The sequence below is a fragment of the Caulobacter sp. FV2ye17ST genome, from assembly GCF_058680955.1.
This window is the reverse complement of the sequence record NZ_CM178727.1, coordinates 3,070,869-3,095,394: the sequence shown is the minus strand read 5'-3', so window position 1 is coordinate 3,095,394 and position 24,526 is coordinate 3,070,869. Positions and strand designations below refer to the sequence as shown.

General features: G+C 67.1%; 17 protein-coding genes. 12 read left to right on the top strand and 5 right to left on the bottom strand.

Annotated elements, in window-relative coordinates:
* Nucleotides 1–12: 12 nt before the first annotated feature.
* Nucleotides 13–2,004, bottom strand: a complete 1,992-nt coding sequence (locus tag ACW17V_RS14775) for an OPT family oligopeptide transporter (protein WP_492105832.1) — start codon at nucleotides 2,002–2,004, stop codon at nucleotides 13–15.
* A gap of 88 nt (nucleotides 2,005–2,092) precedes the next feature.
* Nucleotides 2,093–2,896: a PhoH family protein gene (locus tag ACW17V_RS14770; protein WP_492105831.1), complete on the bottom strand. Its 804-nt coding sequence runs from the start codon at nucleotides 2,894–2,896 to the stop codon at nucleotides 2,093–2,095.
* Between the two features lie 296 nt (nucleotides 2,897–3,192).
* Here ACW17V_RS14770 and ACW17V_RS14765 point away from each other — a divergent pair, with 296 nt between their 5' ends.
* From ACW17V_RS14765 to ACW17V_RS14715, 11 genes are all read left to right on the top strand, one after another.
* Nucleotides 3,193–3,720: a gamma carbonic anhydrase family protein gene (locus tag ACW17V_RS14765; RefSeq protein ID WP_492105830.1), complete on the top strand. Its 528-nt coding sequence runs from the start codon at nucleotides 3,193–3,195 to the stop codon at nucleotides 3,718–3,720.
* Between the two features lie 409 nt (nucleotides 3,721–4,129).
* Nucleotides 4,130–5,170: a LacI family DNA-binding transcriptional regulator gene (locus tag ACW17V_RS14760; RefSeq protein WP_492105829.1), complete on the top strand. Its 1,041-nt coding sequence runs from the start codon at nucleotides 4,130–4,132 to the stop codon at nucleotides 5,168–5,170.
* A 145-nt stretch (nucleotides 5,171–5,315) separates the two neighbouring features.
* Nucleotides 5,316–8,168 carry a TonB-dependent receptor gene (locus ACW17V_RS14755; RefSeq protein WP_492105828.1) on the top strand — a complete coding sequence of 951 codons (2,853 nt, stop codon included), beginning with the start codon at nucleotides 5,316–5,318 and terminating at the stop codon, nucleotides 8,166–8,168.
* Between the two features lie 112 nt (nucleotides 8,169–8,280).
* The gene (locus ACW17V_RS14750; RefSeq protein WP_492105827.1) at nucleotides 8,281–9,810 is read left to right on the top strand and encodes a tryptophan halogenase family protein; all 1,530 of its coding nucleotides are present in this window, start codon (nucleotides 8,281–8,283) and stop codon (nucleotides 9,808–9,810) included.
* Nucleotides 9,811–9,833: 23 nt separating this feature from the next.
* Nucleotides 9,834–12,122 carry a beta-glucosidase gene (locus ACW17V_RS14745; protein WP_492105826.1) on the top strand — a complete coding sequence of 763 codons (2,289 nt, stop codon included), beginning with the start codon at nucleotides 9,834–9,836 and terminating at the stop codon, nucleotides 12,120–12,122.
* A gap of 95 nt (nucleotides 12,123–12,217) precedes the next feature.
* Nucleotides 12,218–13,549: a glycoside hydrolase family 30 protein gene (locus ACW17V_RS14740; RefSeq protein WP_492108807.1), complete on the top strand. Its 1,332-nt coding sequence runs from the start codon at nucleotides 12,218–12,220 to the stop codon at nucleotides 13,547–13,549.
* 340 nt (nucleotides 13,550–13,889) lie between these two features.
* Nucleotides 13,890–15,602: a potassium-transporting ATPase subunit KdpA gene (gene kdpA / locus ACW17V_RS14735; protein ID WP_492105825.1), complete on the top strand. Its 1,713-nt coding sequence runs from the start codon at nucleotides 13,890–13,892 to the stop codon at nucleotides 15,600–15,602.
* Nucleotides 15,603–15,629: 27 nt separating this feature from the next.
* On the top strand, nucleotides 15,630–17,699 hold the full coding sequence (gene kdpB, locus ACW17V_RS14730; RefSeq protein ID WP_492105824.1) for a potassium-transporting ATPase subunit KdpB: 2,070 nt from the start codon (nucleotides 15,630–15,632) through the stop codon (nucleotides 17,697–17,699).
* Between the two features lie 27 nt (nucleotides 17,700–17,726).
* Complete coding sequence (gene kdpC, locus ACW17V_RS14725) at nucleotides 17,727–18,299, top strand: potassium-transporting ATPase subunit KdpC (RefSeq protein ID WP_492105823.1); 573 nt, start codon at nucleotides 17,727–17,729, stop codon at nucleotides 18,297–18,299.
* Between the two features lie 4 nt (nucleotides 18,300–18,303).
* Nucleotides 18,304–20,982: a DUF4118 domain-containing protein gene (locus tag ACW17V_RS14720; RefSeq protein ID WP_492105822.1), complete on the top strand. Its 2,679-nt coding sequence runs from the start codon at nucleotides 18,304–18,306 to the stop codon at nucleotides 20,980–20,982.
* A 22-nt stretch (nucleotides 20,983–21,004) separates the two neighbouring features.
* Nucleotides 21,005–21,697: a response regulator gene (locus ACW17V_RS14715; RefSeq protein ID WP_492105821.1), complete on the top strand. Its 693-nt coding sequence runs from the start codon at nucleotides 21,005–21,007 to the stop codon at nucleotides 21,695–21,697.
* Between the two features lie 57 nt (nucleotides 21,698–21,754).
* On the opposite strand, the gene ACW17V_RS14710 is transcribed toward ACW17V_RS14715, so the two are convergent.
* Nucleotides 21,755–22,699, bottom strand: coding sequence for an MBL fold metallo-hydrolase (locus ACW17V_RS14710; protein ID WP_492105820.1), 945 nt, complete (start codon nucleotides 22,697–22,699; stop codon nucleotides 21,755–21,757).
* 78 nt (nucleotides 22,700–22,777) lie between these two features.
* Here ACW17V_RS14710 and ACW17V_RS14705 point away from each other — a divergent pair, with 78 nt between their 5' ends.
* Nucleotides 22,778–23,551 carry a sulfite exporter TauE/SafE family protein gene (locus ACW17V_RS14705; protein ID WP_492105819.1) on the top strand — a complete coding sequence of 258 codons (774 nt, stop codon included), beginning with the start codon at nucleotides 22,778–22,780 and terminating at the stop codon, nucleotides 23,549–23,551.
* A 123-nt stretch (nucleotides 23,552–23,674) separates the two neighbouring features.
* On the opposite strand, the gene ACW17V_RS14700 is transcribed toward ACW17V_RS14705, so the two are convergent.
* Nucleotides 23,675–24,121: a DoxX family protein gene (locus tag ACW17V_RS14700; protein WP_492105818.1), complete on the bottom strand. Its 447-nt coding sequence runs from the start codon at nucleotides 24,119–24,121 to the stop codon at nucleotides 23,675–23,677.
* Between the two features lie 49 nt (nucleotides 24,122–24,170).
* Nucleotides 24,171–24,506, bottom strand: coding sequence for an ArsR/SmtB family transcription factor (locus ACW17V_RS14695; protein ID WP_492105817.1), 336 nt, complete (start codon nucleotides 24,504–24,506; stop codon nucleotides 24,171–24,173).
* Between the last annotated feature and the right edge of the window lie 20 nt (nucleotides 24,507–24,526).

Here is a 24,526-nt window from a genome sequence, read left to right as displayed (position 1 = left end):
CGGGGTAGCCTCCTACGCCGTGGCCGTCTTCGCCGCCGCCTTGCGGGCCCAGCTGTACAGCGTGAACACCACGATCGCGGCGGCGATCAGCGCCAGGATCATGCCGGTGTGCTCGGGCGGTGCGAAGGGCACGGCCAGGGGCGTGGGCTTGTTTGTCCCAACGATCAGGCCCGCCAGGGCGACGTTGAACAGGCTTTCGCCGACGATGAAGCCGGAGGCCACCAGGATGCCCAGGCGCTTGGCGGGTTCGGCCGTGCGGTCCTTGCGGACGATACGCTCATAGAGCCAGCCGATCACCGCCCCGACCACCACCGGGGCGGTGACGGCGCTGGGCAGATAGATGGCCAGGCCCACGCCCAGCGGCGGCAGGCTGAGGCGCTGGTTGCTGAAGCGGCGCACCAGGATATCGACCAGCACCAGACCAAGCCCGATGGCCGCGCCGATGCCCAGCAGGTTCCAGGGCAGCACGCCCCCCATAACCCCCTTGGCCAGGGTCGAGATCAGGGTGGCCTGGGGCGCGCCGAGGTTCTCGGCTCCGGGCACGGTGCTGAGATTGGGCGCCCCGGTGAAGCCGTTCGAGCGGTTCAGGAGTTCCAGCATCACTGGGATGACGATGGAGCCGGCCAGCACGCCGATCACCAGAGCGACCTGCTGCTTCCACGGCGTGGCGTCGACCAGCTGACCGGTCTTCAGGTCCTGCAGGTTGTCGTTGGCGACCACGGCCACGGCCAGGACGATGGCGGTGACGAACAGGGCGAAGGCCACCAGGGCGGTGGTGATCTCCTGTCCGCCGGCCACCCGGCCGATGGCTCCGACCATCAGCGAGGCGCCCAGCACCGTCAGGATGGCTATGCCCGAGACCGGGCTGTTGGACGAGCCGATCAGGCCGGCCATGTAGCCGCAGACGGCGGCGGCCAGCAGGCCGGCGAAGACCAGATAGGCCACGGCGGCGGCGATCAGCGGCGCGGCGACGCTGGTCAGCGGTCCGCCGCTGAGGAAGTGCGCCATCAGCCAGCCGGCTGGGACCAGCACGATGGTGGCGACAATGCCGACGATGAGGATGGGGATGTCCTGCTCGACGCGCGGGATGACCGCGCCGTCGATGCGGCGGGCCTTGCCGGCCTCAAGAGCCGAGACCAGGCCCTGCCAGATCGGTACGATCAGCTTGCCCAGGGTCCAGATCGCGGCCGCGCCAATGACGCCGGCCCCCAGGAATCGGACCTTGGTGCTCCAGACCGTCAGGGCATGGTCGGCGGCGCTGGCGCCGGGCATCGGGAAGACATGGGTCATGATCGGCACCAGCACGGCCCAGGCGATGGCCAGGCCGGCGAACATGGCGATACCGACGGTGATGCCCATCAGGTGGCCCGCGCCCATCAGGGCCAGCGAGCTTGAGGCGCCCAGGCCGGTCGCGCCGGCTCCGGCCTTGAAGTAGCCCGCCACTTCACCCGCGAAGATCTTGGCGGCGGCCAGGGCGGCGAACAGGGCCGAGGCGATGGTGCCGGCGGCGACGGCGAACAGGCCGGCCTTGCCCTCGGCCTGGCCTTCGCGCGAGCCGGTGCCGACCTTCAGCACCTCGGCGGCGGCGACGCCCTCGGGATAGGGAAGGTTGGAATTGGTCACCAGGGCCCGGCGCAGGGGGATGGTGTACATCACGCCCAGTATGCCGCCGACCGCGCAGGCGCCGAAGGTAGTGAAGAACGGTACGTGCGCCCACCAGCCGATCATCAGCAGGCCGGGCAGGACGAAGATCACCGAAGCCAGGGTGCCCGCCGCCGAGGCGATGGTCTGGACGATGTTGTTTTCCTGGATGGTCGCGGTCTTGAAGGCCCGCAGCAGCGCCATCGAGATCACCGCCGCCGGGATCGAGGTCGCGAAGGTCAGGCCCACCTTGAGGCCCAGATAGACCTGGGCGGCCGTGAAGACCAGGGTGATGACGATCCCGAGCAGGACGCCCCTGAGCGTGAACTCCGAACGCGGAGCGGTGGCGGCGGCGTCTGCCATGAGGCGGTCCTGAAACAGTTAAGGCGGCCGGACCTTGCACGTCCGACCGCCCCAAACTCAAGCCTTCGATTGAGTTGCTGTTATAAAATTACAGGACGCTCAGCATCTCCGCGACCAGCGGGTGGCGAACGATGTCGCGGTCAGCCAGGCGGACCACGCCGATGTTCTCCAGCGCTTCGAACTTGGCGGCGACGTCGGCCAGACCGGAAATGCCAGGCAGCAGGTCTGACTGGTTGGGGTCGCCGGTGACGACCATCGTGGAGTTCCAGCCCAGGCGCGTCAGCAGCATCTTCAGCTGCATGTAGGTGCAGTTCTGGGCCTCGTCGATGACCACGAAGGCGTTGTTCAGGGTGCGACCCCGCATGAAGCCCACGGGTGCGATCTCGATGGCGCCCTCGGCCATCAGCGCGCGCATGCGCCGGGTCGAAAGGCGATCGGTGAGGGCGTCGTAGAGCGGGCGCAGATAGGGGGCCAGCTTGTCCTCCATATCACCGGGCAGATAGCCGATCGACTCCCCGGCCTCGACGGCGGGACGCGACAGGACGATACGGGCCACCGAGCCCGCCTCGAGCGCTTCGACGGCCTTGGCGATGGCGATGTAGGTCTTGCCGGTGCCTGCGGGCCCCAGCGCCATGACCAGGTTCTTCTTGTCGATGGATTCCATCAACTCGGCCTGGCCTGGCGATTTTGGTTTTATGGTCTTGAGGTAACTCTGATCTCGCTCCGGCCCTTTTGCGGCGCCGTCAGGCCCGAGGGGCGACCAGCTATTGCCACGCTCCCGAATATCGACCGGCAGGCGACGCACCTTGGCGTCGTCACCATAGTGGCCGGTTTCGGTAGCGCCTTCGCGCGCCATACGCTTCAGGGCTCGCTTGGTCATGAAAGCCTCCATTCAGGCATAAAAAAAAGGACGAGGCCGTGTGGCGTCGTCCTTGGCGGTAGGGAGGAGATGAACGAAGACGCGTGCGCAACGGGCGGCTCGGTGCTGGACCGAGAAGGCGGTGGTTCCGAGGAACGCCTGTACGCCAAAAGCGACACCCTGATCTCCGTCGTCGGGAGCCGGGGCCGAACATCGACCCCGGTGGGAATCGATGGGATTTCTCCCCTCGAATCGCCCGACTAGGATGATGCTAACGTGGTTTCTCAGATGTTAATCAAGCAACGATTTCAAGAAAACGGGGTGTACGGATGACTGTCTATTCCTTGGGCGCCGTCAGCCCGACCGTTCCCGCGAGCGGCGAATACTGGATCGCGCCGACCGCATCGGTCATGGGCAATGTCATTCTCAAGAAAAACGCCAGTATCTGGTGGGGCGCCATTGTTCGCGGTGACAACGATCCCATCGAGATCGGCGAAAACAGCAACGTCCAGGATGGTTCAGTACTTCATACCGACCATGGGGCGCCGCTCACCATAGGGGCCAATGTGACCATCGGTCACATGGTTATGTTGCATGGCTGCACCATCGGCGACGGCTCCCTGATCGGGATCGGGGCGATCGTGCTCAATGGCGCGAAGATTGGCCGCAACTGCCTGATCGGCGCCGGCGCCCTGATCACCGAGGGCAAGGAGATCCCGGACAATTCGATGGTGATGGGCGCGCCCGGCAAGGTGGTGCGCGAGATCGGCGAGCAACATGCCCTGATCCTGCAAGGCTCGGCCCTGCACTATGTCGAGAACTGGAAGCGCTACGGCCGCGATCTCGCGGTGATGTAGATCCCGGCTGCGGGAGCGCCGCTTCCTATCGGGGGGAAGCAGAAGCGGCGCTCCCGATCCCGCGCGGACTGATCACGCGCGGGGCTGGCGTTCGACGCTGGCGCTCAGATCGCCGGCGGCCGAAGCCGGGAGGCGAACCTGGTGGGGGAACCAGATCCGCATTCACCTAAAGCGTCAGCGTGAATTTGGTTGCATCTCGCCCCACGCTCGCCTTTAGCGGAAAAGCGCCTGGCGATCCGCGCCGGCGGTTGGTCAGGGCGGGCCTGACCCGGTTCGTTCCGTGGTCAGCTGAACCTGACGGCAGAATGCCTGTACGGAAGACCGGCAGGCGCAGCGGCTTGCGTCCCCGAGGCAAGCTGTTGCAAAGCTCTCAGGACCCGACACCGAACGCGCCTTCCGGGAGGGTCGCTTGAAATCCAAGAAGCCGACCATTGACGATGTGGCCCGCGTTTCGGGCGTGGCGCGCGTCACGGTTTCACGCGTCCTCAACGGCGGTCCCAATGTCCGCGACGAAGTGCGCGACAGGGTGATGCGGGCGGTCGAAAGCCTGGACTACAAGGTCAATCCCCAGGCGCGCAGCCTGGCGGGCGGCGCCAGCCGGCTGCTGGCCTTCGTGTTCGCGTCCGACCCCGAAAACGAGCCCAACTCCTACTACGAGTCCGCCCTGGAACTGGGCGCCCTGCGCGCGTGTCTGGCCCTGGGCTACCAGGTGCTGATCCAGAACGTGCCCCAGAATACCCCTGACCGTCAGAAGCGGGTGATGGACCTGATCACCACCCAGCGCTGCGAGGGCTTGATCCTTTCTCCGCCCTACAGCGATGACGTCGAGCTGATCGACGCGGCGCTGGCCCAGGGTTGTCGCGTCGTGGCGGTGTCGCCGGGCGGGATGGGGCGGGGCAGGGCCGACGGCGTCGGCATCGACGACGAGGCCGGTGGCTACGACATGGCCCGCGAGCTTTTGCGGTTGGGTCATCGCCGGTTCGGCTTTATCGCCGGCCTGGAGGGGCACCTCTCTGCGGATCAGCGGCTGGAAGGCTTCAAGCGCGCTCTGGCCGAGCAGGGGCTTGGCGATGAGGCCTATGTCACGGTCCGCGGCGACTTCACGTTCCGCTCAGGCACCCGTCTGGCGCCGGAACTGCTGGATCACGCTCTGAGGCCGACAGTCCTGGTCTGCGCCAATGACGACATGGCGGCCGGCGTGCTGTCGGCCGCTCACGCGAGAGGCTTGAGCATTCCGGGTGACCTGTCGATCACCGGCTTTGATGACGCGCCGGTCGCCGGCATCGTCTGGCCGCCGCTGACGACAGTGAATCAACCGGTGAAGGATCTGGGACAGCGCGCCGTGGAGCTTCTTGTCGCCCGCCTGACCGGGGCCAATCTGGCCTCCGAGCCTGTCTTCCATCTTCTCGACCACATGGTCGTTTCGCGACAGACCACAGCGCCGCTTTAGGGCCGCCGAGCATCCTTTCCGTTTCAAACTTGACAACGTTGTCGCCGGATTGCTTATTGGAAGCGCTTCCAATTGGCTCAAGTCGGGCGATTGGCGCGAAAACGACAAGAAGCGCCGCCAAACGGGCGCAGTTCAGGGGAGAGCCATGCGAAACCGCATCACGCGCCGGGCGCGTCCGTCGATCAGCCGATTCTACGCCACCGCTTCCGCCGCCGCGATCACCGTGGCTCTGGCGGCTTCGGGGGTGAATGCCCAGGAGGCCCCGACCAGTTCCGACACGGACACCGTCGAGGCCGTGGTCGTCACCGGCATCAAGGCCGGCATCCAGAACTCGATCAACATCAAGAAGAACGAGACCTCGATCGTCGAGGCGATCTCGGCCGAGGACATCGGCAAGCTGCCTGATGTGTCGATCGGCGAGTCGATCGCCCGCCTGCCGGGCCTGGCGGCCCAGCGCGTCAATGGCCGCGCCCAGGTGATCTCGATCCGGGGCCTGGCGCCCGACTTCACCACCACCCTGCTGAACGGCCGCCAGCAGGCCAGCTCCGGCGACAACCGCGCCGTCGAGTTCGACCAGTACCCGTCGGAACTGCTGTCCAGCGTCGTGATCTACAAGACGCCCGACGCGCAGGTCTCCGGCATGGGCCTTTCGGGCACCGCCGATCTGCGCACGGTGCGTCCGCTGGCCTATGGCCGTCGCGCCCTGGTCCTGAACCTGCGCGGCGAACAGACCGCCGGGAAGAAGCTGAACGACGACGTCGACAATCGCGGCGGCCGTTTCAGCGCCAGCTATATCAACCAGTTCGCCGACGACACGATCGGCGTGGCCCTGGGCTATGCCCATCTGGACTCGCCGTCGCAGGTCCGGCACTACAAGGCTTACGGCTATGAGGCTTTCGGCTTCGCCGTAACGCCCGACAGCGCCGACAGCGCCCTGATGCTGAACGGCCAGGAGATCTTCGTCACCTCGCGCCTGAACAAGCGCGACGCCGTCATCGGCATCTTCGAGTATCAGCCGAACGACCGCATCCACTCGACCCTCGACCTGTACTACTCGACCTTCAAACAGAACGAGACGACGCGCGGCGCGCAGTGGTTCTCGAACGGCTGGGCCGACAACGCCACCTTCACCAACGTCAAGACCAAGCAACTGGGCGGCTCGACCTTCGCCGAGAGCGGCACGCTCAACGGCGGCGTCCCGATCCTGCGCAACGACTTCAACAAGCGCCAGGACCAGCTGTTCTCGGCCGGCCTGAACAACGAGTTCCAGCTGAGTGAGCGCACCCGGCTGCTGGCGGATCTGTCCTATTCGTCCAACAAGCGCAAAGAACAGATCATGGAAACCTACGCCGGCTATGGCCGTGGCGTGGGCGGAGTGACCCCCGGCACCCCGGATGTCGGACGCACCTTCGACACCATCGGCTTCCAGGTCGCCGACAAGGGCTTCTCGCAATATGACGAGGGCCTGAACTATGCCGACGCCACCAAGGTCACCCTCGGCGACCGCGCCCCTTGGGGCGGCTGGGGTCATGATGGGGCGATCCGCTATCCGCACGTGAAGGAAGACGTGTCGGCCCTGGATCTGCGGCTCGAGCACGAGATGGACGGCTTCATCACGGGCGTCGATGTCGGCCTGAACTACACCAAGCGCGAAAAGACCAAGTCCGTCCTGGATAACGACCTGTTCCTCAAGAACGGCCGGCAGCAGGTCTATGTGGACGCCGGCGATCTGGTCGATCCCACCCAACTGGGTTTCGCCGGCTTTGGCGGCGTGCTCAGCGTCAAGATCGGCGACGTCTGGAAGAAGTACTACAACTCCGCGCCCATCCTCGACGCCAACTACTTCGACAAGAACTGGGCGATCACCGAAGAGGTCACGACCGCCTTCGCCAAGGCCAACTTCCAGGTCGGCGACCTGCGCGGCAACCTGGGTGTCCAGGTGGTCAAGCAGTCGCAGGAGTCGAGCGGCGTCGTGATCAACGGCCTTGAGCCAGGCCAACCGATCGTCCCGACCAAGATCAAGGCCGGAGCCGACTACACCGACGTCCTGCCCAGCCTGAACATGATCTACGACCTAGGCGGCGGGCACCGCATTCGCTTCGCGCTGTCCAAGACCATGGCCCGTCCGCGCATGGACGACCTGCGCGCCAACGTGACGCCGGGCTTCAACTCGCTGGTCTGCAGCGGCCAGCCCTGCGCGCCCGGCACGACCGTCAATCCCTGGTCGGCCAGCGGCGGCAATCCGAACCTCAAGCCCTGGATGGCCAAGGCCGCCGACCTTGCCTACGAGTGGTATGTCAGTCCGGCGACCTATGTGTCCGTGGCGGGCTTCTACAAGAAGCTCGACACCTACATCTATCAGCAGAGCGGCACGTTCGACTTCACGGGCATTCCGTTGCCGTCGACCGCCTCGGCGATCCCGCCGGGCATCGTCATCAGCAATATCGGCCAGATCACCCTGCCGGCCAACGGCAAGGGCGGCGAGGTCAAGGGGCTGGAGTTCAGCGGCGCGGTCGATCTGGGCGAGATCATTGATCCGCTCAAGGGCTTCGGCATGCAGGGCAGCCTGTCGCTGACGGAGTCGAACCTGAATCCGACCACCAGCACCGATCCCAAGCAGAAGGTGCGCATCCCGGGTCTGTCGGGCACGGTCTATAACGTCACCGGCTACTACGAGCGGGGCGGCTTCCAGGCCCGGATCAGCCAGCGCTACCGCTCCGCCTTCAAGGGCGAGGTGGTGCAGCTGTTCGCCACGCGGGGCTTCACCGAGATCCTGGCCGACAAGCAGGTCGACGCCCAGATCGGCTACACCTTCCAGAAGGGCCGGCTGGAGAACCTGGGCTTCCTGCTGCAGGTCAATAACCTGACGGACTCGCCGTATCGCACGCGTCTGGGCCTCGACGGCGGCGGCACGACCACCAGCGGCGGCGCTACCCTGCCCGAGACCTACGAAAAGTACGGTCGCCAGATCCTGTTCGGCGTCAACTATCGGTTCTAGTCCTGAGTTCGCGCGGACGGCTTTCGAGCTTGGTTCGCGCGTGGGCTGGAACCGGTGAAGGTCGGAGCCGACTCCCCGCGGCTCCGACCTTCAACCTCATGGGAGGCGGACGATGCAACCGCTGAAGAAGATCCTGATCGCTGGCGGCGGCTCGGCCGGCTGGATGACGGCCGCGCTCTGCGCCAAGCTCTTTCAGGGACTCTACGAGATCGTCCTGATCGAATCCAAGGAGATCGGAACGGTCGGCGTGGGGGAGGCGACGATCCCCGCCATCAAGAAGTTCAACGAGCTTCTGGGGCTGGATGAGGACGAGTTCCTGCGCGGTACGCAGGGCACGTTCAAGCTGGGCATCCAGTTCAGGGATTGGTGGCGCAAGGGCGAAAGCTATATCCATGGCTTCGGCGTCATCGGCCAGGATCTGGGATGGCTGCGTTGCCACCAGTATTGGCTGCGCATGCGGGAACTGGGCCGCGAGGGCGAGTTCTCGAACCTGTCGATCAATACGGCCGCCGCGCTGCAGGACCGGTTCATGCGCGCCCGCGCCGACATGGGCGGCTCGCCGATGGGCCATATCGCCCACGCTTTCCATTTCGACGCCGGTCTCTATGCCCGCTACCTCAGCGGCTTCGCCCAGGCGCGCGGCGTGCAGCGGCGCGAGGGCCGGATCGTCGATGTGACGCTGCGGCCCGAGGACGGCTTTGTTCAGTCGGTGACGATGAACGATGGTGAGGTCATCGCCGCCGACTTCTTCGTCGACTGTTCGGGCTTCCGGGGTCTGATCATCGAGCACGCCCTGAAGACCGGCTATGAGGAATGGAAGCACTGGCTGCCGTGCGACCGCGCGATCGCCGTGCCGTGCGATCGCTCCGAGGATTTCACGCCCTACACGCGCTCGACCGCCCGGGCGGCCGGCTGGCAATGGCGGATCCCGCTGCAGCACCGCACCGGCAACGGCCACGTCTATTCCAGCCAGTATCTCGACGATGACGAGGCCGAGCGCGTCCTGCTGGACAATCTCGACGGCGCCCAGCGCGCCGACCCGCTGCGCATCCGGTTCGTCACCGGCAAGCGTCGCAGGATCTGGAACAGGAACTGCGTCGCCATCGGTCTGGCCAGCGGCTTCCTGGAACCGCTGGAGTCAACCAGCCTGCATCTGATCCAGTCCGCGGTCATCCGCATGGTCCGGCTGCTGCCGGACGCTGGCTTTGATCAGGCCGGGATCGACGAGTTCAATCGCCAGAGCGACTTCGAATACGAGCGCATCCGCGACTTCATCATCCTGCATTACAAGGCCACACAGCGCGACGACACGCCGTTCTGGCGCTACTGCCGCGACATGGACGTCCCCGCCACGCTGCGGCGGAAGATGGACCTGTTCCTCGCCAATGGCCGGGTCTTTCGCGAGGACGATGAGCTCTTCACCGAGGAGAGCTGGATCCAGGTGTTCCTGGGCCAGGGCGTCATCCCGCGCGGCCATGACCCGCTGGTCGACGTCCATTCCGACGACGAGATCGCCCGCTACCTGGCCAATATCGAGACCGTCATCGGCAAGTGCGTGAACCTCATGCCCGGCCACGCCGAGTTCGTCGCCCGGACCTGCCCGGCGCCGCCGCTGGTCCAGCCCAAAGTCCTAGCCCTCTAGATCGCTTGTCCCGGAGCATCGCCATGACGACTGCAGCCCAGCCCCTGTCCGCCCTGCGGATCCTGTGCCGGACCACCGCCGCCGTGGCCTTGCTGGCCCTGACGCCGGTCGCCGGGGCCATGGCTCAGGTCATGCCAACCCAGGATAGCGCCCCGCTGGCGCCGCGCGCCAACGATCCGGCCTGGACCCGCGCCGACGCCCTGGTCAAGCAGATGACCCTGGACGAGAAGATCACATACCTTCACGGCTTGTTCCCGCCGATGACCAAGACGGTCGCGGCCGACATGATCCCTTCCGCCGGCTATGTGCCCGGCGTGCCGCGCCTGAACATTCCGACCCTACGTCAGAGCGACGCCAGCCTGGGCGTCGCCAACCAGGTCGAGCAGCGCAAGGGCGATGTGGCCACGGCCCTGCCGTCGGGCCTGGCGCTGGCGTCCACCTTCGAGCCGGACCTGGCCTATCAGGGCGGCGCCATGATCGGCGCCGAGGCCCGCGCCAAGACCTTCAACGTGCTGCTGGCCGGTGGCGTGAACCTGACCCGCGATCCGTGGGCCGGGCGCAATTTCGAATATCTGGGCGAAGATCCCCTGCTGGCCGGCGAGATGGCCGGTGAGCAGATCAGGGGCGTGCAGAGCAACAACATCGTCTCGACGATCAAGCACTTCGCCCTCAACGCCCAGGAGACCGGTCGCCATGTGATGGATGCCCAGATCGACGAGGCCGACCTGCGCGAGAGCGACCTGCTGGCCTTCCAGATCGCCATCGAGAAGAGCCATCCCGCCTCGGTGATGTGCGCCTACAACAAGGTCAATGGCGACTGGGCCTGCCAGAACGATCATCTGCTGAACAAGGTGCTCAAGCGCGACTGGAACTATCCCGGCTGGGTGATGTCGGACTGGGGCGCGGTGCACAGCACGACCAAGGCGGCGCTGGCCGGGCTCGACCAGCAGTCTGGCCAGGAGCTGGACACCCAGATCTTCTTCGGCGACGACCTGAAGGCCGCCGTGGCCAGGGGCGAGGTCAGTCAGGCCCGCGTCGACGACATGGTCCGCCGCATCCTGCACGGGGTGATCTCCTCGGGCCTGATGGACAATCCTATCCAGACCACGGCCCAGCCGATCGACTACGCCGTCAATGCGCAGGTCGCCCAGGCGGTGGCCGAGCGGGGCTCGGTGCTGCTGAAGAATGACGGCGATTTGCTGCCCCTGGCCAAAACAGCCAGGAAGATCGTGCTGATCGGCGCGCATGCCGATGTCGGTGTGATCTCGGGCGGCGGCTCGTCGCAGGTGCGGTCGGTGGGTGGCGCGCCGGTCGAGATCCCGCTGAACGGCGGGGAGGCGGCTTCGTTCGTCAGGGTGACCTGGCACGCCTCGTCGCCGCTGGAGGCGATCAGGGCCGCCGCGCCGAACGCCCAGGTGATCTATGTCGACGGCAAGGACCCCGCCGTCGCCGCGGCCGCCGCCAAGGACGCCGATGTCGCGATCGTCTTTGCCTGGCACTGGCAGACCGAGGCCCAGGACGCGCCCTCGATCGCCCTGCCGGAGAACCAGAACGCCCTGATCGAGGCCGTGGCAGCCGCTAACAAGAACGCCGTGGTGGTGCTCGAGACCGGCGGCCCCGTGCTGATGCCGTGGCTGGACCGCGTCGGCGCGGTGCTGCAGGCCTGGTATCCGGGCCAGCGCGGCGGCCAGGCCATCGCCCGCCTGCTGTTTGGCGAGGTCAATCCGTCGGGCCGACTGTCGATGACCTTCCCCAGGACCGCCGAGCAGGCGCCCCGCGCCAGCGCGCCGGGCTTCGCCGAACAGGCCGCCATCGACGACGCCCGCCGCGCCGGACAGACTGCTGGTCCGATCAAGGGCTTTCCGGTCAAATATGTCGAAGGCGCCGCCGTCGGCTATCGCTGGTACGCCCAGCAGAAGCTGCAGCCGCTCTATCCGTTCGGCTATGGCCTGTCCTACACCCGCTTCGACTACGCCAACCTCAAGGTCGAGGATGGCGACGGGCTGAAGGTCAGCTTCGATGTGACCAATACCGGCAAGGTCGCGGGCGCCGATACGCCCCAACTGTACGTGACGGCCGGCGCCCGTCGTCCGATGCTGCGCCTGGCCGGTTTCCGCAAGGTGGATCTGGCCCCGGGCGAGACCCGGCGCGTCACGCTGGAGGTCGAGCCTCGTATCCTCGCCGACTATGACGCCGCCAAGCCCGGCTGGAAGATCGCCGCCGGAACCTATCCGCTGTATGTCGGCCGCCATGCGGGGGACACGGTCTTGAGCGGCAAGGCCCAGCTGAAGTCCTGGTCGAGGAAGCCCTGATGCGTAGCGCCGCCATCGCCGGCCTGTTCTCGGCGCTCGCCCTGACGATCAGCGGCTGCGCCGGTCTGCCCACGGGCCAGGCCTCCCAGGCGCGCATGTGGGTGACGGCAGGCGACCGCTCCCAGCTGCTGGCCGAGCAGGCGCCCCTTGCCCGTTCGGACGAGAGCCAGATCACGGGCCTTCCGCTCGTCACCATCGACGCCGCTGAACGCCATCAGTCCATGGTCGGCTTCGGCGCGGCGATCACCGACGCCTCGGCCTGGCTGATCCAGACCAAGCTGACACCCGATCAGCGCGACCGGCTGATGGCGGAGCTGTTCGGCCGCGACGCGGGTGGCCTGGGCTTCAGCTTCACCCGTGTGACGATCGGGGCGTCCGACTTTTCGCTCGATCACTACAGTCTGGCCGACGCGCCCGGCGGCGCGCCGGATCCGGAGCTGAAGTCCTTTTCGATCGCGCGGCCCGCCCAGCATGTTTTCCCGACCGTGCGGCAGGCCCTGGCGATCAATCGCGATCTGAAGGTCATGGCCTCGCCCTGGAGCGCGCCGGCCTGGATGAAGACCACCAATTCGCTGGTGAAGGGGCAGCTGAAGCCCGAGGCCTATCCCGTCTATGCCGAATTCTTCGCCCGCTATGTGAAGGCCGCCGGCAAGGCGGGCGTGCCCACCGACTATCTCAGTATCCAGAATGAGCCGGATTTCGAGCCGGAGAACTATCCGGGCATGCGCTGGTCGGCGCTCGATCGCGCTCGCTTCTTCGGCGAGAACCTGGGCCCGGTCTTCCGGCGCGAGGGCATCGAAACCCGCGTCCTCGACTGGGACCACAACTGGGATCATCCCGAGCAGCCCCTGACCGTCCTGGCGGACGCCCGGGCCCGGGCCTTCGTTTCAGGCGTCGCCTGGCACTGCTACGGCGGTGACGTCTCGGCCCAGGCGCAGGTTGCTGCGGCCCATCCCGACAAGGACGTGTTCTTCACCGAATGCTCCGGCGGGCAGTGGTCGCCGAAGTTCGACGAGAGCTTCAGCTGGATGATGAGCAAGCTGATCATCGGCTCGACGCGGGGCGGCGCGCGCGGGGTGCTGATGTGGAACCTGGCGCTGGATGAAACCTATGGCCCGCACGCCGGCGGCTGCGGAGACTGTCGCGGCGTGGTGACCATCGACAGCCGCACCGGCGCTGTCGAGCGGAACCAGGAATACTACGCCTTCGGTCACGCCAGCCGCTTTGTGCAGCCCGGCGCGGTTCGCATCGGATCGCCCTCCAGGGTCGGCGATCTGGAGACCGTGGCGTTTCTCAACCGGGACGGCGGGCGCGTGCTGATCGTACTCAACAGCGGGCAGACTGCATCCGTCTTCGCCGTCGCTGATGATGAGCGCCGCTTCAGGGCGACGATCCCGGCGCAGTCCGCGGCGACGCTGGTCTGGTGACCCCGAAGGCCTGAGGAGGTCTCTCGGGCATTTGCCGTAGCGAGCGTTCGTCCGGCCCGTCTTTACGCCGCGCTTATGCGCCAGGCCTCTTCCCGCATGGCGAGCTTACGCGCCGCCGTGGTCTTCAAGCCGCCTATCCGAATGGAGGCGGCGAATGGCTGACCTGATTTTTCTGGCGCTGGGGGCGGGGCTGTTTGCGGCCTTCGCCGGCTTCGCCATGGCGTTGAGGCGCGTCTGACCATGCTGGTGAGCGTGCTGTGGGGAGCCGGGGCGATCGTCGTCGCGGCCTATATGGTCGCGGCCCTGCTGCGACCCGACAAGTTCTGACGGATCACATTTCATGAACTGGCAAGGATGGGCGGAAATCGCCCTGACGCTGGGCCTGGCGGTCGCGATCGCCTGGCCTCTGGGCGTCTACATGTCTCGGGTCTGGAACGGCGAACGCACCTGGCTGGATCCAGTGCTCAAGCCCGTTGAGTCCCTGTTCTATTCGGCTGGCGGCATTGACCCGAGGAAGAGCCAAACCTGGCACGCTTACGCCCTGGCTCTGCTGGCCTTCAACGCCGTGGGCTTTGCGATGGTCTATGCGGTGCTGCGCCTGCAGGGCGTGCTGCCGCTGAACCCGCAGGGCTTTGCCGGCGTTTCGCCGCACCTGGCCTTCAACACCGCCGCCAGTTTCGTGACCAATACCAACTGGCAGAGCTATGGCGGCGAGACCACGATGTCGACGCTCAGCCAGATGCTGGTGCTGACCGTGCAGAACTTCGTCTCGGCCGCTACCGGCGCCACCATCGCCGCCGCCCTGGCCCGCGCGTTCGTCGCCAATCGCGGCGAGGGCGTCGGGAATTTCTGGGCCGACCTGGTGCGCACCACGCTCTATGTGCTGCTGCCGCTGTGCATCGTGCTGTCGATCGTGCTGGTCGCCCTGGGCCTGCCCCAGACGCTGGCCGCCAGCGTCGATGCAACCACGCTGGAAGGCGCGCCGCAGAAGATCGCGCTATTCGCTACCGCCAGCCAGGAAGCCATCAAGCAACTGGGCATCAACGGCGGGGGCGTCTTCAACGTCAATTCCGCCCACCCGTTCGAGAACCCCACCCCGCTGACCAACCTGATCACGGCGGTGTCGATCAACGTGCTGGGCTGGGCCGCCTTCTTCGCCTTTGGCCGCAGCGTCATGGCCCGTAAGGACATCCGCGCCCTGGTGGTCTCGGCCCTGATCCTGCTCAGCGCGGGCGCGGCGGCGATCTACGCCATCGAGACCCAGCCGGCTCCAGCCCTGGTCGCGGCCCATGTCGACGCCTCGGTCAATATGGAAGGCAAGGAGGTTCGCTTCGGCGCGCCCTCGACGGCCGCCTGGGCGGCCATGACCACCGGCGCGTCAAATGGCTCGGTCAACGGGATGCATTCCAGCCTGATGCCGCTGGGCGGCGCGGTGGCGATGTTCCTGATGCAGCTGGGCGAGATCCTGCCGGGCGGTATCGGTTCGGGGATCGCCATCATGGTCGTCATGGCCCTGCTGGCGGTATTCGTCGCCGGCCTGATGGTGGGCCGTACGCCCGAATATCTGGGCAAGAAGGTCGAGGCGCGTGAGATCCAGCTGGCCATGCTGGCGGTGCTGGTGATCCCGCTGTCGATGCTGGGTTTCTCGGCCATCGCCGCTGTCCTGCCTGAGGCCCTGAAAGGATTGATGCACTCAGGGCCGCACGGCCTGTCGGAGATCCTCTACGGCTACACCTCGGCCACGGCCAATAACGGCTCGGCCTTTGGCGGGCTGACGGCCAATGCGCCGTGGTGGAACACCACCCTGGGGATTTCGATGATGCTGGGCCGTTTCGCCCCCATCGTCGCGGTGCTGGCCATTGCCGGCGCCCTGGCGGCCAAGCCCAAGCTGGCGCCTTCGGCGGGCACTCTGCCTACCCATGGCGGTCTGTTCATCGGCCTGCTGATCGGGGTGATCCTGATCCTGGGCGGCCTGCAATTCTTCCCTGCATTGGCGCTGGGTCCGATCGTCGAGCACTTCCAGGCGCTCGCCGCGGTCGCCAGCGTCCACTGACACAGCTGATCGCAAAGGCGATTTGACATGACCACCCTAGAACCCACCCTCGGGGATGGTCGCCGGAAGGCGAACACCCTGGCCGGCGGCCTGTCCTCCGCCGTGCTGCTGCGGGCGACCAAGGACGCCTTCGTCAAGCTGGACCCACGCCAGCTGACCAGCAATCCGGTGATCTTCACCACCTGGATCGTGGCCCTGCTGTCGACGGTCTCGGCCGTCGCGGCGGTGGTCAGCCATCAGCCGGCCGGCTTCGCGATCCAGATCGCCATCTGGCTGTGGGCCACGGTGCTGTTCGCCAACCTGGCCGAAAGCGTCGCCGAAGGGCGCGGCAAGGCGGCGGCTGACAGCCTGCGGGCCACCCGCGTCACCACCAAGGCCAAGCTGATCATCGACGAAAAGACCGGGACCATCGTTCCCACCCCCGCCCACAAGCTGGGCGTCGGCGAGATCATCCTGGTCGAGGCGGGCGATGTGATCCCCACCGATGGCGAGATCATCGAGGGTGTCGCCAGCGTCAACGAGGCCGCCATCACCGGCGAAAGCGCCCCGGTGATCCGCGAAAGCGGTGGCGACCGCTCGGCCGTCACCGGCGGCACCACGGTGGTCTCCGACTGGATCAAGGTGCGGGTCACGGCCGAGGCGGGCAACACCTTCCTCGACCGCATGATCGCCATGGTCGAGGGCGCGGACCGTCGCAAGACCCCCAACGAGATCGCCCTGGCCGTGCTGCTGGCGGGCCTGACCCTGATCTTCCTGATCGCGGTGGTCACCCTGCTGGGCCTGGGCAAGTTCTCGGGCGTGGCGATCGATCCTTTGGTGCTGGGCGCGCTGTTCATCACGCTGATCCCGACCACCATCGGCGGACTGCTTTCGGCCGTGGGCATCGCCGGCATGGACCGTCTGCTGAAGGTCAATGTGCTGGCCACCTCGGGCCGGGCGGTGGAAGCCGCTGGCGACGTCGACACCCTGCTGCTGGACAAGACCGGCACCATCACCTTCGGCAACCGCATGGCCACCGAAGTGATCGCCGCCCCCGGGGTCCGTCCGGAGGCCGCGCTGCGCGCCGCCGTTAGCGCCTCCCTGGCCGACGAGACCCCGGAAGGCCGGTCGATCGTCGAACTGGGTCGGCATCAGGGGATCGTCGTCGAGGTTCCGCCCGGTGCGACCTCGATCGCCTTCAGTGCCTCGACCCGCCAGTCGGGTCTGGATGCCGGATCGATGTCCTGGCGCAAGGGTGCGGTGGATGCCGTCTATCGCAGCCTGGCCCTCGACCCAAACATGATCCCGACCGAGGTCAACGCCGCCGTGGACCGTATCGCCCGCTCGGGCGGCACGCCCCTGGCGGTCAGCGAGAACGGCGTCCTGGTCGGCGTCATCCACCTCAAGGACGTGGTCAAGCCGGGCGTGAAGGAGCGCTTCGCGGACCTGCGCCGCATGGGCCTGCGCACGGTGATGATCACCGGCGACAACCCGGTGACAGCCGCCGCCATCGCCTCGGAAGCCGGGGTCGATGACTTCCTGGCCGAGGCCACGCCCGAGGACAAGTTGCGGCTGATCCGCGAGGAACAGGGCAGGGGACGTCTGGTCGCCATGTGCGGCGACGGCGCCAATGACGCTCCGGCGCTCGCTCAGGCCGATGTCGGGGTGGCCATGCAGACCGGAGCCCAGGCCGCCCGCGAGGCCGGCAACATGGTCGATCTCGACAGCGACCCGACCAAGGTCATCGAGATCGTCGAGGTCGGCAAACAGATGCTGATCACCCGCGGCGCCCTGACCACCTTCTCGATCGCCAACGACGTGGCCAAGTATTTCGCCATCATCCCGGCGATGTTCGTGGTCGCCCTGCCGGCCCTGGGCGCGATGAACATCATGCGTCTGCACAGCCCGGAAAGCGCGATCCTGTCGGCGGTGATCTTCAACGCCCTGGTCATCGTGGCCCTGATCCCCCTGGCCCTGCGCGGCGTGAAGTATCGCGCCGTCGGCGCCGGCAAGCTGCTGTCGCGCAACCTGCTGATCTACGGCCTGGGCGGCCTGGTCGCTCCGTTCGTCGGCATCAAGTTGATCGACATGATCGTATCCAGCCTCGGCTTGGCTTAAGCTGACATCTCCGGAGATTCACACCTCATGCTCTCCAATCTTCGTCCGGCTCTCGTCTCGATGGGCCTGTTCACCGCCCTGCTGGGCCTGGCCTATCCGCTGGCGGTGACCGGCGTCGCCCAGGCGGCGTTCCCCTACCAGGCTAATGGCAGCCTGGTGCGTGACGGCCAGGGCAAGGTCGTCGGCTCGGCCTTGCTCGGCCAGGCCTTCATCGCGCCCAAGTACCTGCATCCCCGCCCGTCAGCGGCCGGGACCGGCTATGACGCCTCGGCCTCCAGCGGCTCCAACATGGGGCCGATGAACGAGGCCCTGGCCCAGCGGGTCAAGGCCGACGCCGACGCCCTGCGGGCCGAACGCCCCGGCGCCGTCATCCCCGCCGACGCCGTGACCACCTCCGGCTCGGGCCTGGATCCCGACATCTCGCCGGCCTACGCCCATCTGCAGGCCGCCCGCATCGCCAGGGCGCGCGGCGTTGCGACAGGAGAGGTCGAGGCTGTGATCGACGCTCACGTTCAGGGGCGCCTGCTGGGCTTCATCGGCCAGCCGCGCGTCAATGTGCTGGCGGTCAACCGGGCGCTCGACGCCCGCACGCCGGGCTAGACGCTTGGCGGCCGACGAACCGAAAAGGCCCGATCCAGAGGCGCTCCTGGCCGCCGCCAACAAGGCGAGCCGGGGGCGCCTCAAGGTGTTTCTGGGCATGGCGCCGGGCGTGGGCAAGACCTACGAGATGCTGCGCGCCGCGCGGCGTCGCAAGGCCGAGGGCAAGGACGTCGTCGTCGGTCTGGTCGAGACCCACGGCCGCCGCGAGACCGAGAGCCTTCTGCGGGACATGGAGGTCATGCCCCGCAAACCCATCGATCACCGCGAGCGGGTGGTCATGGAGTTCGATCTCGACGCCGCCCTGGCCCGCAAACCCCAGCTTCTGCTGGTCGATGAGTACGCGCACTCCAACGCGCCCGGCTCACGCCATCCCAAGCGCTGGCAGGACGTAGAGGAACTGCTGGCCGCCGGCATCGATGTCTGGACCACCCTGAACGTTCAGCACCTGGAAAGCCTGGTCGATGTGGTGCTTCGCATCACCGGGGTGCGCCAGCGTGAGACCGTGCCCGACAGCGCCCTGTCGCGGGCCGACGACATCGAGGTCGTCGACATCACCCCCGATGAACTGCGCGAGCGGATGGCGGCGGGCAAGGTCTATGTGCCCGAGACCGCGCGGCTGGCGTCGGAGAACTTCTTCAAGGTCGAGAACCTTACGGCCCTGCGTGAACTGGCGCTGCGGCGGGCCGCCCAGACCGTGGACGACCAGCTGGTCGCCACCATGCGCGAAAAGGGCGTCGAGGGGCCGTGGGCGGCGGGCGAGCGGATTCTGGTCCTGGTCGGCGGCGACGCCATGGCCGGCGGACTGGTGCGGACCGGCCGGCGTCTGTCGGACATGATGATGGATGCACCCTGGACGGTCGCCCATGTCGACCGGCCAGACCGTGCCCCGCCGGGCGCGGCCGCCACCGCGCGGGCCAACGACGCCCTGAAGCTTGCCGAGCAGCTGGGCGGCTCCACCGTGGTGCTCAGCGGATCGGACATCGTGGCCACGGTGATGGCCTATGCCCGGCGCAACAACGTCACCCAGATCGTCATCGGCAAGTCGACTGACAGCCGCTGGCGCGAGATGCGGGGTCAGTCCCTGGCGGCGGCTTTGTTGCGCGAGGCGCGCGGCGCGGCGATCCATGTGGTGACCGAAGCGGCGCATGACGCCGTACCTGGTCCGCCCCGGTCGCGATCGCCGACCCCCTGGCTCAGCTATCTGACCGGCGTGGCTTTCGTGGCGGCGGCCACCCTCGTCGCTTGGGGCCTGGACGTGGCCTTTGATCGCGTCGACCTGGGGATGATCTTCCTGGCGGCGGTGCTGGCGGCCGGCGTGCTGCACGGTCTGCGCCCCGCCCTGGCGGCCGCGACCGTGGCCTTCCTCGTCTACAACTATCTGTTCCTCGAGCCGCGCTACAGCTTGCAGATCGGCTCGCCCACGGACTTCCTGACCCTGATCGTCTTCTGGGCCGTGGCCCTGGCGGCGGGCGGACTGGCGGGTCGTGTGCGGGATCAGGGGCGCGACGCCCAGCGGCGGGCCTCGGCGGTTTCAGCCCTGCTGGCCGCCAGCCGCACCTTCTCGGCGGCCGCCGGCCGCGACGCGGCGGCGCGGGCCATAGCCGAGCAGGCCGCCGCGGCAGCCGGAGCAAAGGCCGTGGTGCTGCTGCCGAACGATGGCGAGTTGCAACCCGCCGCCGGCGCGCCGACCCTGGAAGCCCTCGACGCCGCCCCGATGGCCGCCGCGCGCTGGGCCTGGGAAAAGGGCGAGCCGGCCGGTTTTGGCACCGGCACCCTGCCGCAGACCCGTTGGACCTTTTGGCCGCTGGACGGCGTGCGCTCGCGCGCCGGCGTGGCCGGGGTCGAGGCTGGCGTCATGGTGGCGGGCTCCGACACCGAGCGTCTGGTGCTGGCTCTGCTGGAGCAGGGGGCCGTGGCGCTGGAACGGGCCGAACTGGCGACCGAGGCCGTGGAAACCGAAACCCTGCGCCGCGCCGACCGCTTTCGCTCGGCCCTACTCAACTCGATCAGCCATGACCTGCGTACGCCGCTGTCGACCGTGCTGGGCGCCTCCAGCACCCTGATCGACTACGGCAAGACCCTTACCCCGGCCGTGCGCGACGACCTGATTCTGAGCATCCGCGAGGAGGCCGAGCGCCTGAACCGCTATGTCGGCAACCTGCTGGACATGACCCGGCTGGAAGGCGGAGCCCTCCGCCTGCGCACCGACTGGACCGATGTGCGCGACGTGCTGGGCGCGGCGGCCGATCGTGTCGCTCGCCGGCTGGGCGGTCGCGAGCTGACCCGCGACTATCCCGGCGAGCTGAGCCTGGTGCGCGTTGACGGCAGCCTGCTGGAGCAGGCGATCGTCAACATCCTCGAAAACGCCATTGCCTACAGCCCGTCTGGCGCCCGTATCGAAATGGCCGCCTATGAAGACCGCTCTAATGTGGTGATCAGCATCGAGGACGAGGGGCGCGGGATTCCCACCGCCGAGCTGGAGCGCGTATTCGAGAAGTTCCGCCGCATGGAGGAGCCGACCGATCGCAACCAGGGCGCCGGTCTTGGGTTGTCGATCGCCAAGGGCTTCATAGACGCCATGGGCGGCCGCATCGCCGCTGCCAGTCCCATCCACGACGGCAAGGGCACGCGCATCCTGATCAGCCTGCCCAAGGCCATCGCCACGCCCCATCACCTGTTGTGATGGCGCCTGCTATGATCGCGTCATGAGCATCTCGCGTCCCCGTATTCTGGTCATCGACGACGAGCCCCAGATTCACCGCTTCCTGGGGCCGGCGCTTGACGCCGCAGGCTACGAGCCCCTGCGCGCCGAGAGCGGTCAGGAAGGCCTGCGCGGCATGGCGACATGGTCTCCCGACGCGGTGGTGCTGGATCTCGGACTGCCCGACATGGACGGCAAGGACGTGCTGGTCCGGGCGCGCGACTTCTACGAAGGCCCTATCCTGATCCTGTCGGCCCGCGACCGCGAGGCCGAGAAGATCCAGGCCCTGGACAACGGCGCCAACGACTATCTGGAAAAGCCGTTTGGGGTGGGTGAGTTGCTGGCTCGCCTGCGCGCCGCCCTGCGCCAGCGGGCTTCAGCCAGGGCGCCGGTTGGACCCATCCGGGCGGGTGAGATCGAGATCGATCTCGACAGGCACCGTGTCACTCGGGCCGGCGAGGTCGTGAAGGTTTCGCCCAAGGAATACGAGCTGCTCGCCCGCCTGGCGCTCGGGCATGGCAAGCTGCTGACACACAAGGAGCTGCTGGTGGCCGTTTGGGGCCCAGCCCACGCGACTGACACCCAGTACCTTCGCGTCTTCGTCGGCCAGCTCCGACAGAAGCTTGAAGCCGATCCCGCGCATCCTAAGATCATCGAGACCGAGCCGGGCGTGGGCTATCGCTTCATCGCGGATTGAGCCGCGCGCTGAGCAGGCCGGCGGCCAGGGTCAGACGTTCGAGCCTGGTCCTGGCGCTCAGACGGCGTTGATGGGAATCTTCAGGTAGCGCACGCCATTGTCCTCCGGCTCGGGAAGGTGGCCGCCGCGCATGTTGACCTGCACCGAGGGGAGGATCAGCCGGGGCATGTCCAGGGTCCGATCCCGCGCCTCGCGCAGGGCCACGAACTCGGCCTGGCTGACGCCCTCGTGGACGTGGACATTGTCACGGCGCTGAGCGCCGATCGTGGTTTCCCAGGCAAAGCTGTCGCGGCCCGGGGCCCTGTAGTCGTGGCACAGGAAGACGCGGGTCTCGTCGGGAAGGGCCAGCAGGCGCTGAATTGAGGCAAACAGCGTCGCCGCATCGCCACCGGGAAAATCGCAGCGCGCGGTGCCGTAGTCGGGCATGAACAGGGTGTCGCCGACGAAGACGGCGTCGCCGATCACATAGGCCATGCAGGCGGGCGTGTGGCCGGGCACATGCAGGGCCTTGGCCTGCAGCCCGCCGATCGAAAATGTCTCCCCGTCCTGGAACAGATGATCGAACTGTCGGCCGTCGCGGGCGAAGTCGGGTCCCGCGTTGAACAGCTTTCCGAAGGTGTCCTGAACGCGAGTGATCTTCTCGCCGATCGCCAGACGGCCCCCCAAGGCGGCCTGCAGATAGGGCGCGGCGGACAGGTGGTCAGCGTGGGCATGGGTCTCCAGCTGCCAGACGACCTCCAGTCCCTCATCCCTGACATAGTCGATCAGGGCGTCGGCCGATCGCTCACTGGTCCGGCCCGAGGCGGCGTCATAGTCCAGGACGCTGTCGATGATGGCGCAGGCGGATGAGCTGGGGTCACGCACCACGTAGCTGACCGTGAAGGTCGCCTCGTCGAAGAAGGCTTTCACCTGTGGCCGGGAGGCGGGAGCAGCCAGCGCCTGTTCGATGATCGAGGTCGCCACGGTCACGGCGGCGTCAGGGGATGAGATCGGCTCGCGCATCACAAACTCTCAGGCTGCATATCGACAAGCTAGATATATGCGAATATATGAATATACAAGTCCCATCGGGTAGCTCGCATGTCCGTGTTCATGATCGTTTCGGCCTTGATGAGCGGCGCGCTCGTCGGCGCGCTGCTGGGTCTGTTCGGCGGTGGCGGGTCGGTGCTCGCCACGCCGCTCCTGCTGTATGTGGTCGGCGTCCACGACCCGCACGTCGCCATTGGCACCTCTGCTGCGGCGGTCGCGGTCAATGCTGGGCTCAATCTGGTGGGCCATGGCCGGGGAGGGCGGGTGAAATGGCCCTGCGCGACCGTGTTCGCCGGCGCCGGACTGATCGGCTCCTTCCTGGGGTCGAGCCTGGCCAAGGCGGTCGATGGACAGCGCCTGCTGCTGTGGTTCGCCTTCGCGATGGCGGCGATCGCGCTGTCGATGATGCGTCGCCCCAGGTCGCAGGGCGACCCTCTCGTTCACATTTCACCTGCCTTGATGCTGAAGCTGGCGCCTCTGGGCGTGCTCACCGGCCTGGCCGCAGGCTTCTTCGGGATCGGCGGCGGGTTTCTGATCGTGCCGGGATTGATGGCGGCGACCGGGATGACTCTGGCCAACGCCACGGCCTCGTCCTTGCTGTCGGTGTCGCTGTTTGGAGCGGCGACCTCGCTGAACTATGCCGCCTCGGGCCTGATCAACTGGCCCGTCGCGGGACTTTTCGTTCTGGGCGGCCTGGCGGGCGGCGCCGTGGGCGTCAGGGGTGCGGGGCTACTGGCGGCGCACGCGGTGCTGGCGCGCCGGCTGTTTGCAGGCCTGGTGTTGACCGTCGCGGTCTATGTCGCCTGGAAAGCCATGCAGGCTTGAGGTCTGGGCGCGAGCCTTGATTGGCGTTGTCAGCGCCCGGACGGATGGGTTTTGACTCACGACAGGGCCCTCGGCAGGCGCTCTCAAGGCGCCGGCCATGAACACTGGGTGTATCCTCGCACCTCAAAGCCGAGAGATCGCCCGACCGTGAGGACTTGGCGTTGTGGCGGTGGAGCGCTTGCGCCTAAGCCCGTCCAGGGAGATCTGACCGCCACCCCGCACATAGATCAGAAAAAGCGCGCCCAGGATGGCGAGACTTTCGAGCAGAGGCGCGGCGGAACCGGACGCGAGGCTTGTGGTTACAGCGACGGGTAGGGTGGTCACGCTCCAGATCACCACCACCAGCAGCGCCGAAAGTCGCGTCCACAGGCCCGCAGCGAGACTTCCGCCCAAAACAACCAGGCTCGCGCCGGTCAGTCCCGCGATCAGCCCGCCACCCTCGCCTCCCGAGGCCAAGTGTCCGACGCCCACGCCAATGACCGCCAGGCCGACCAACCCCCTGAAAACAGGATCGGCCGACAGCGCCATCCAGCGTGGACGGGGCAGGGCGTCATTGAGCACGGTCAGCATTTTGGGTCTCCCCTGGACTATGCGACCAGGCGGTGACGACGCTTGACGGTCAGGCTCGAGCCTCGCCGCGGTAGACGTCGCAAAGGGTTTCCAGCACGCGCATCGCGGCCGGATCGTCCAGTCGGTAGAAGATGGTCTGAGCCTCACGCCGGGTGGCCACCAAGCCCTCGGCCCGCATCTTGGCCAGATGCTGCGAGGTCGCCGACTGGGCCAGTCCGACGTGGATCGCCAGATCGCCGACCGAAGCCTCGCCGTCGATCAGACGGCAGAGGATCAACAGGCGTTGCTCGCTGGCCAGAAGCTTGAGAAGCCGCGCCGCCGAGTGGGCGCTGGCAGCCAGTTCCTGGATGTCGTCAGGGGGCGTGGTGAAGGCGAGTTTGCTCATTTGCCTAATGTAGAAGATAC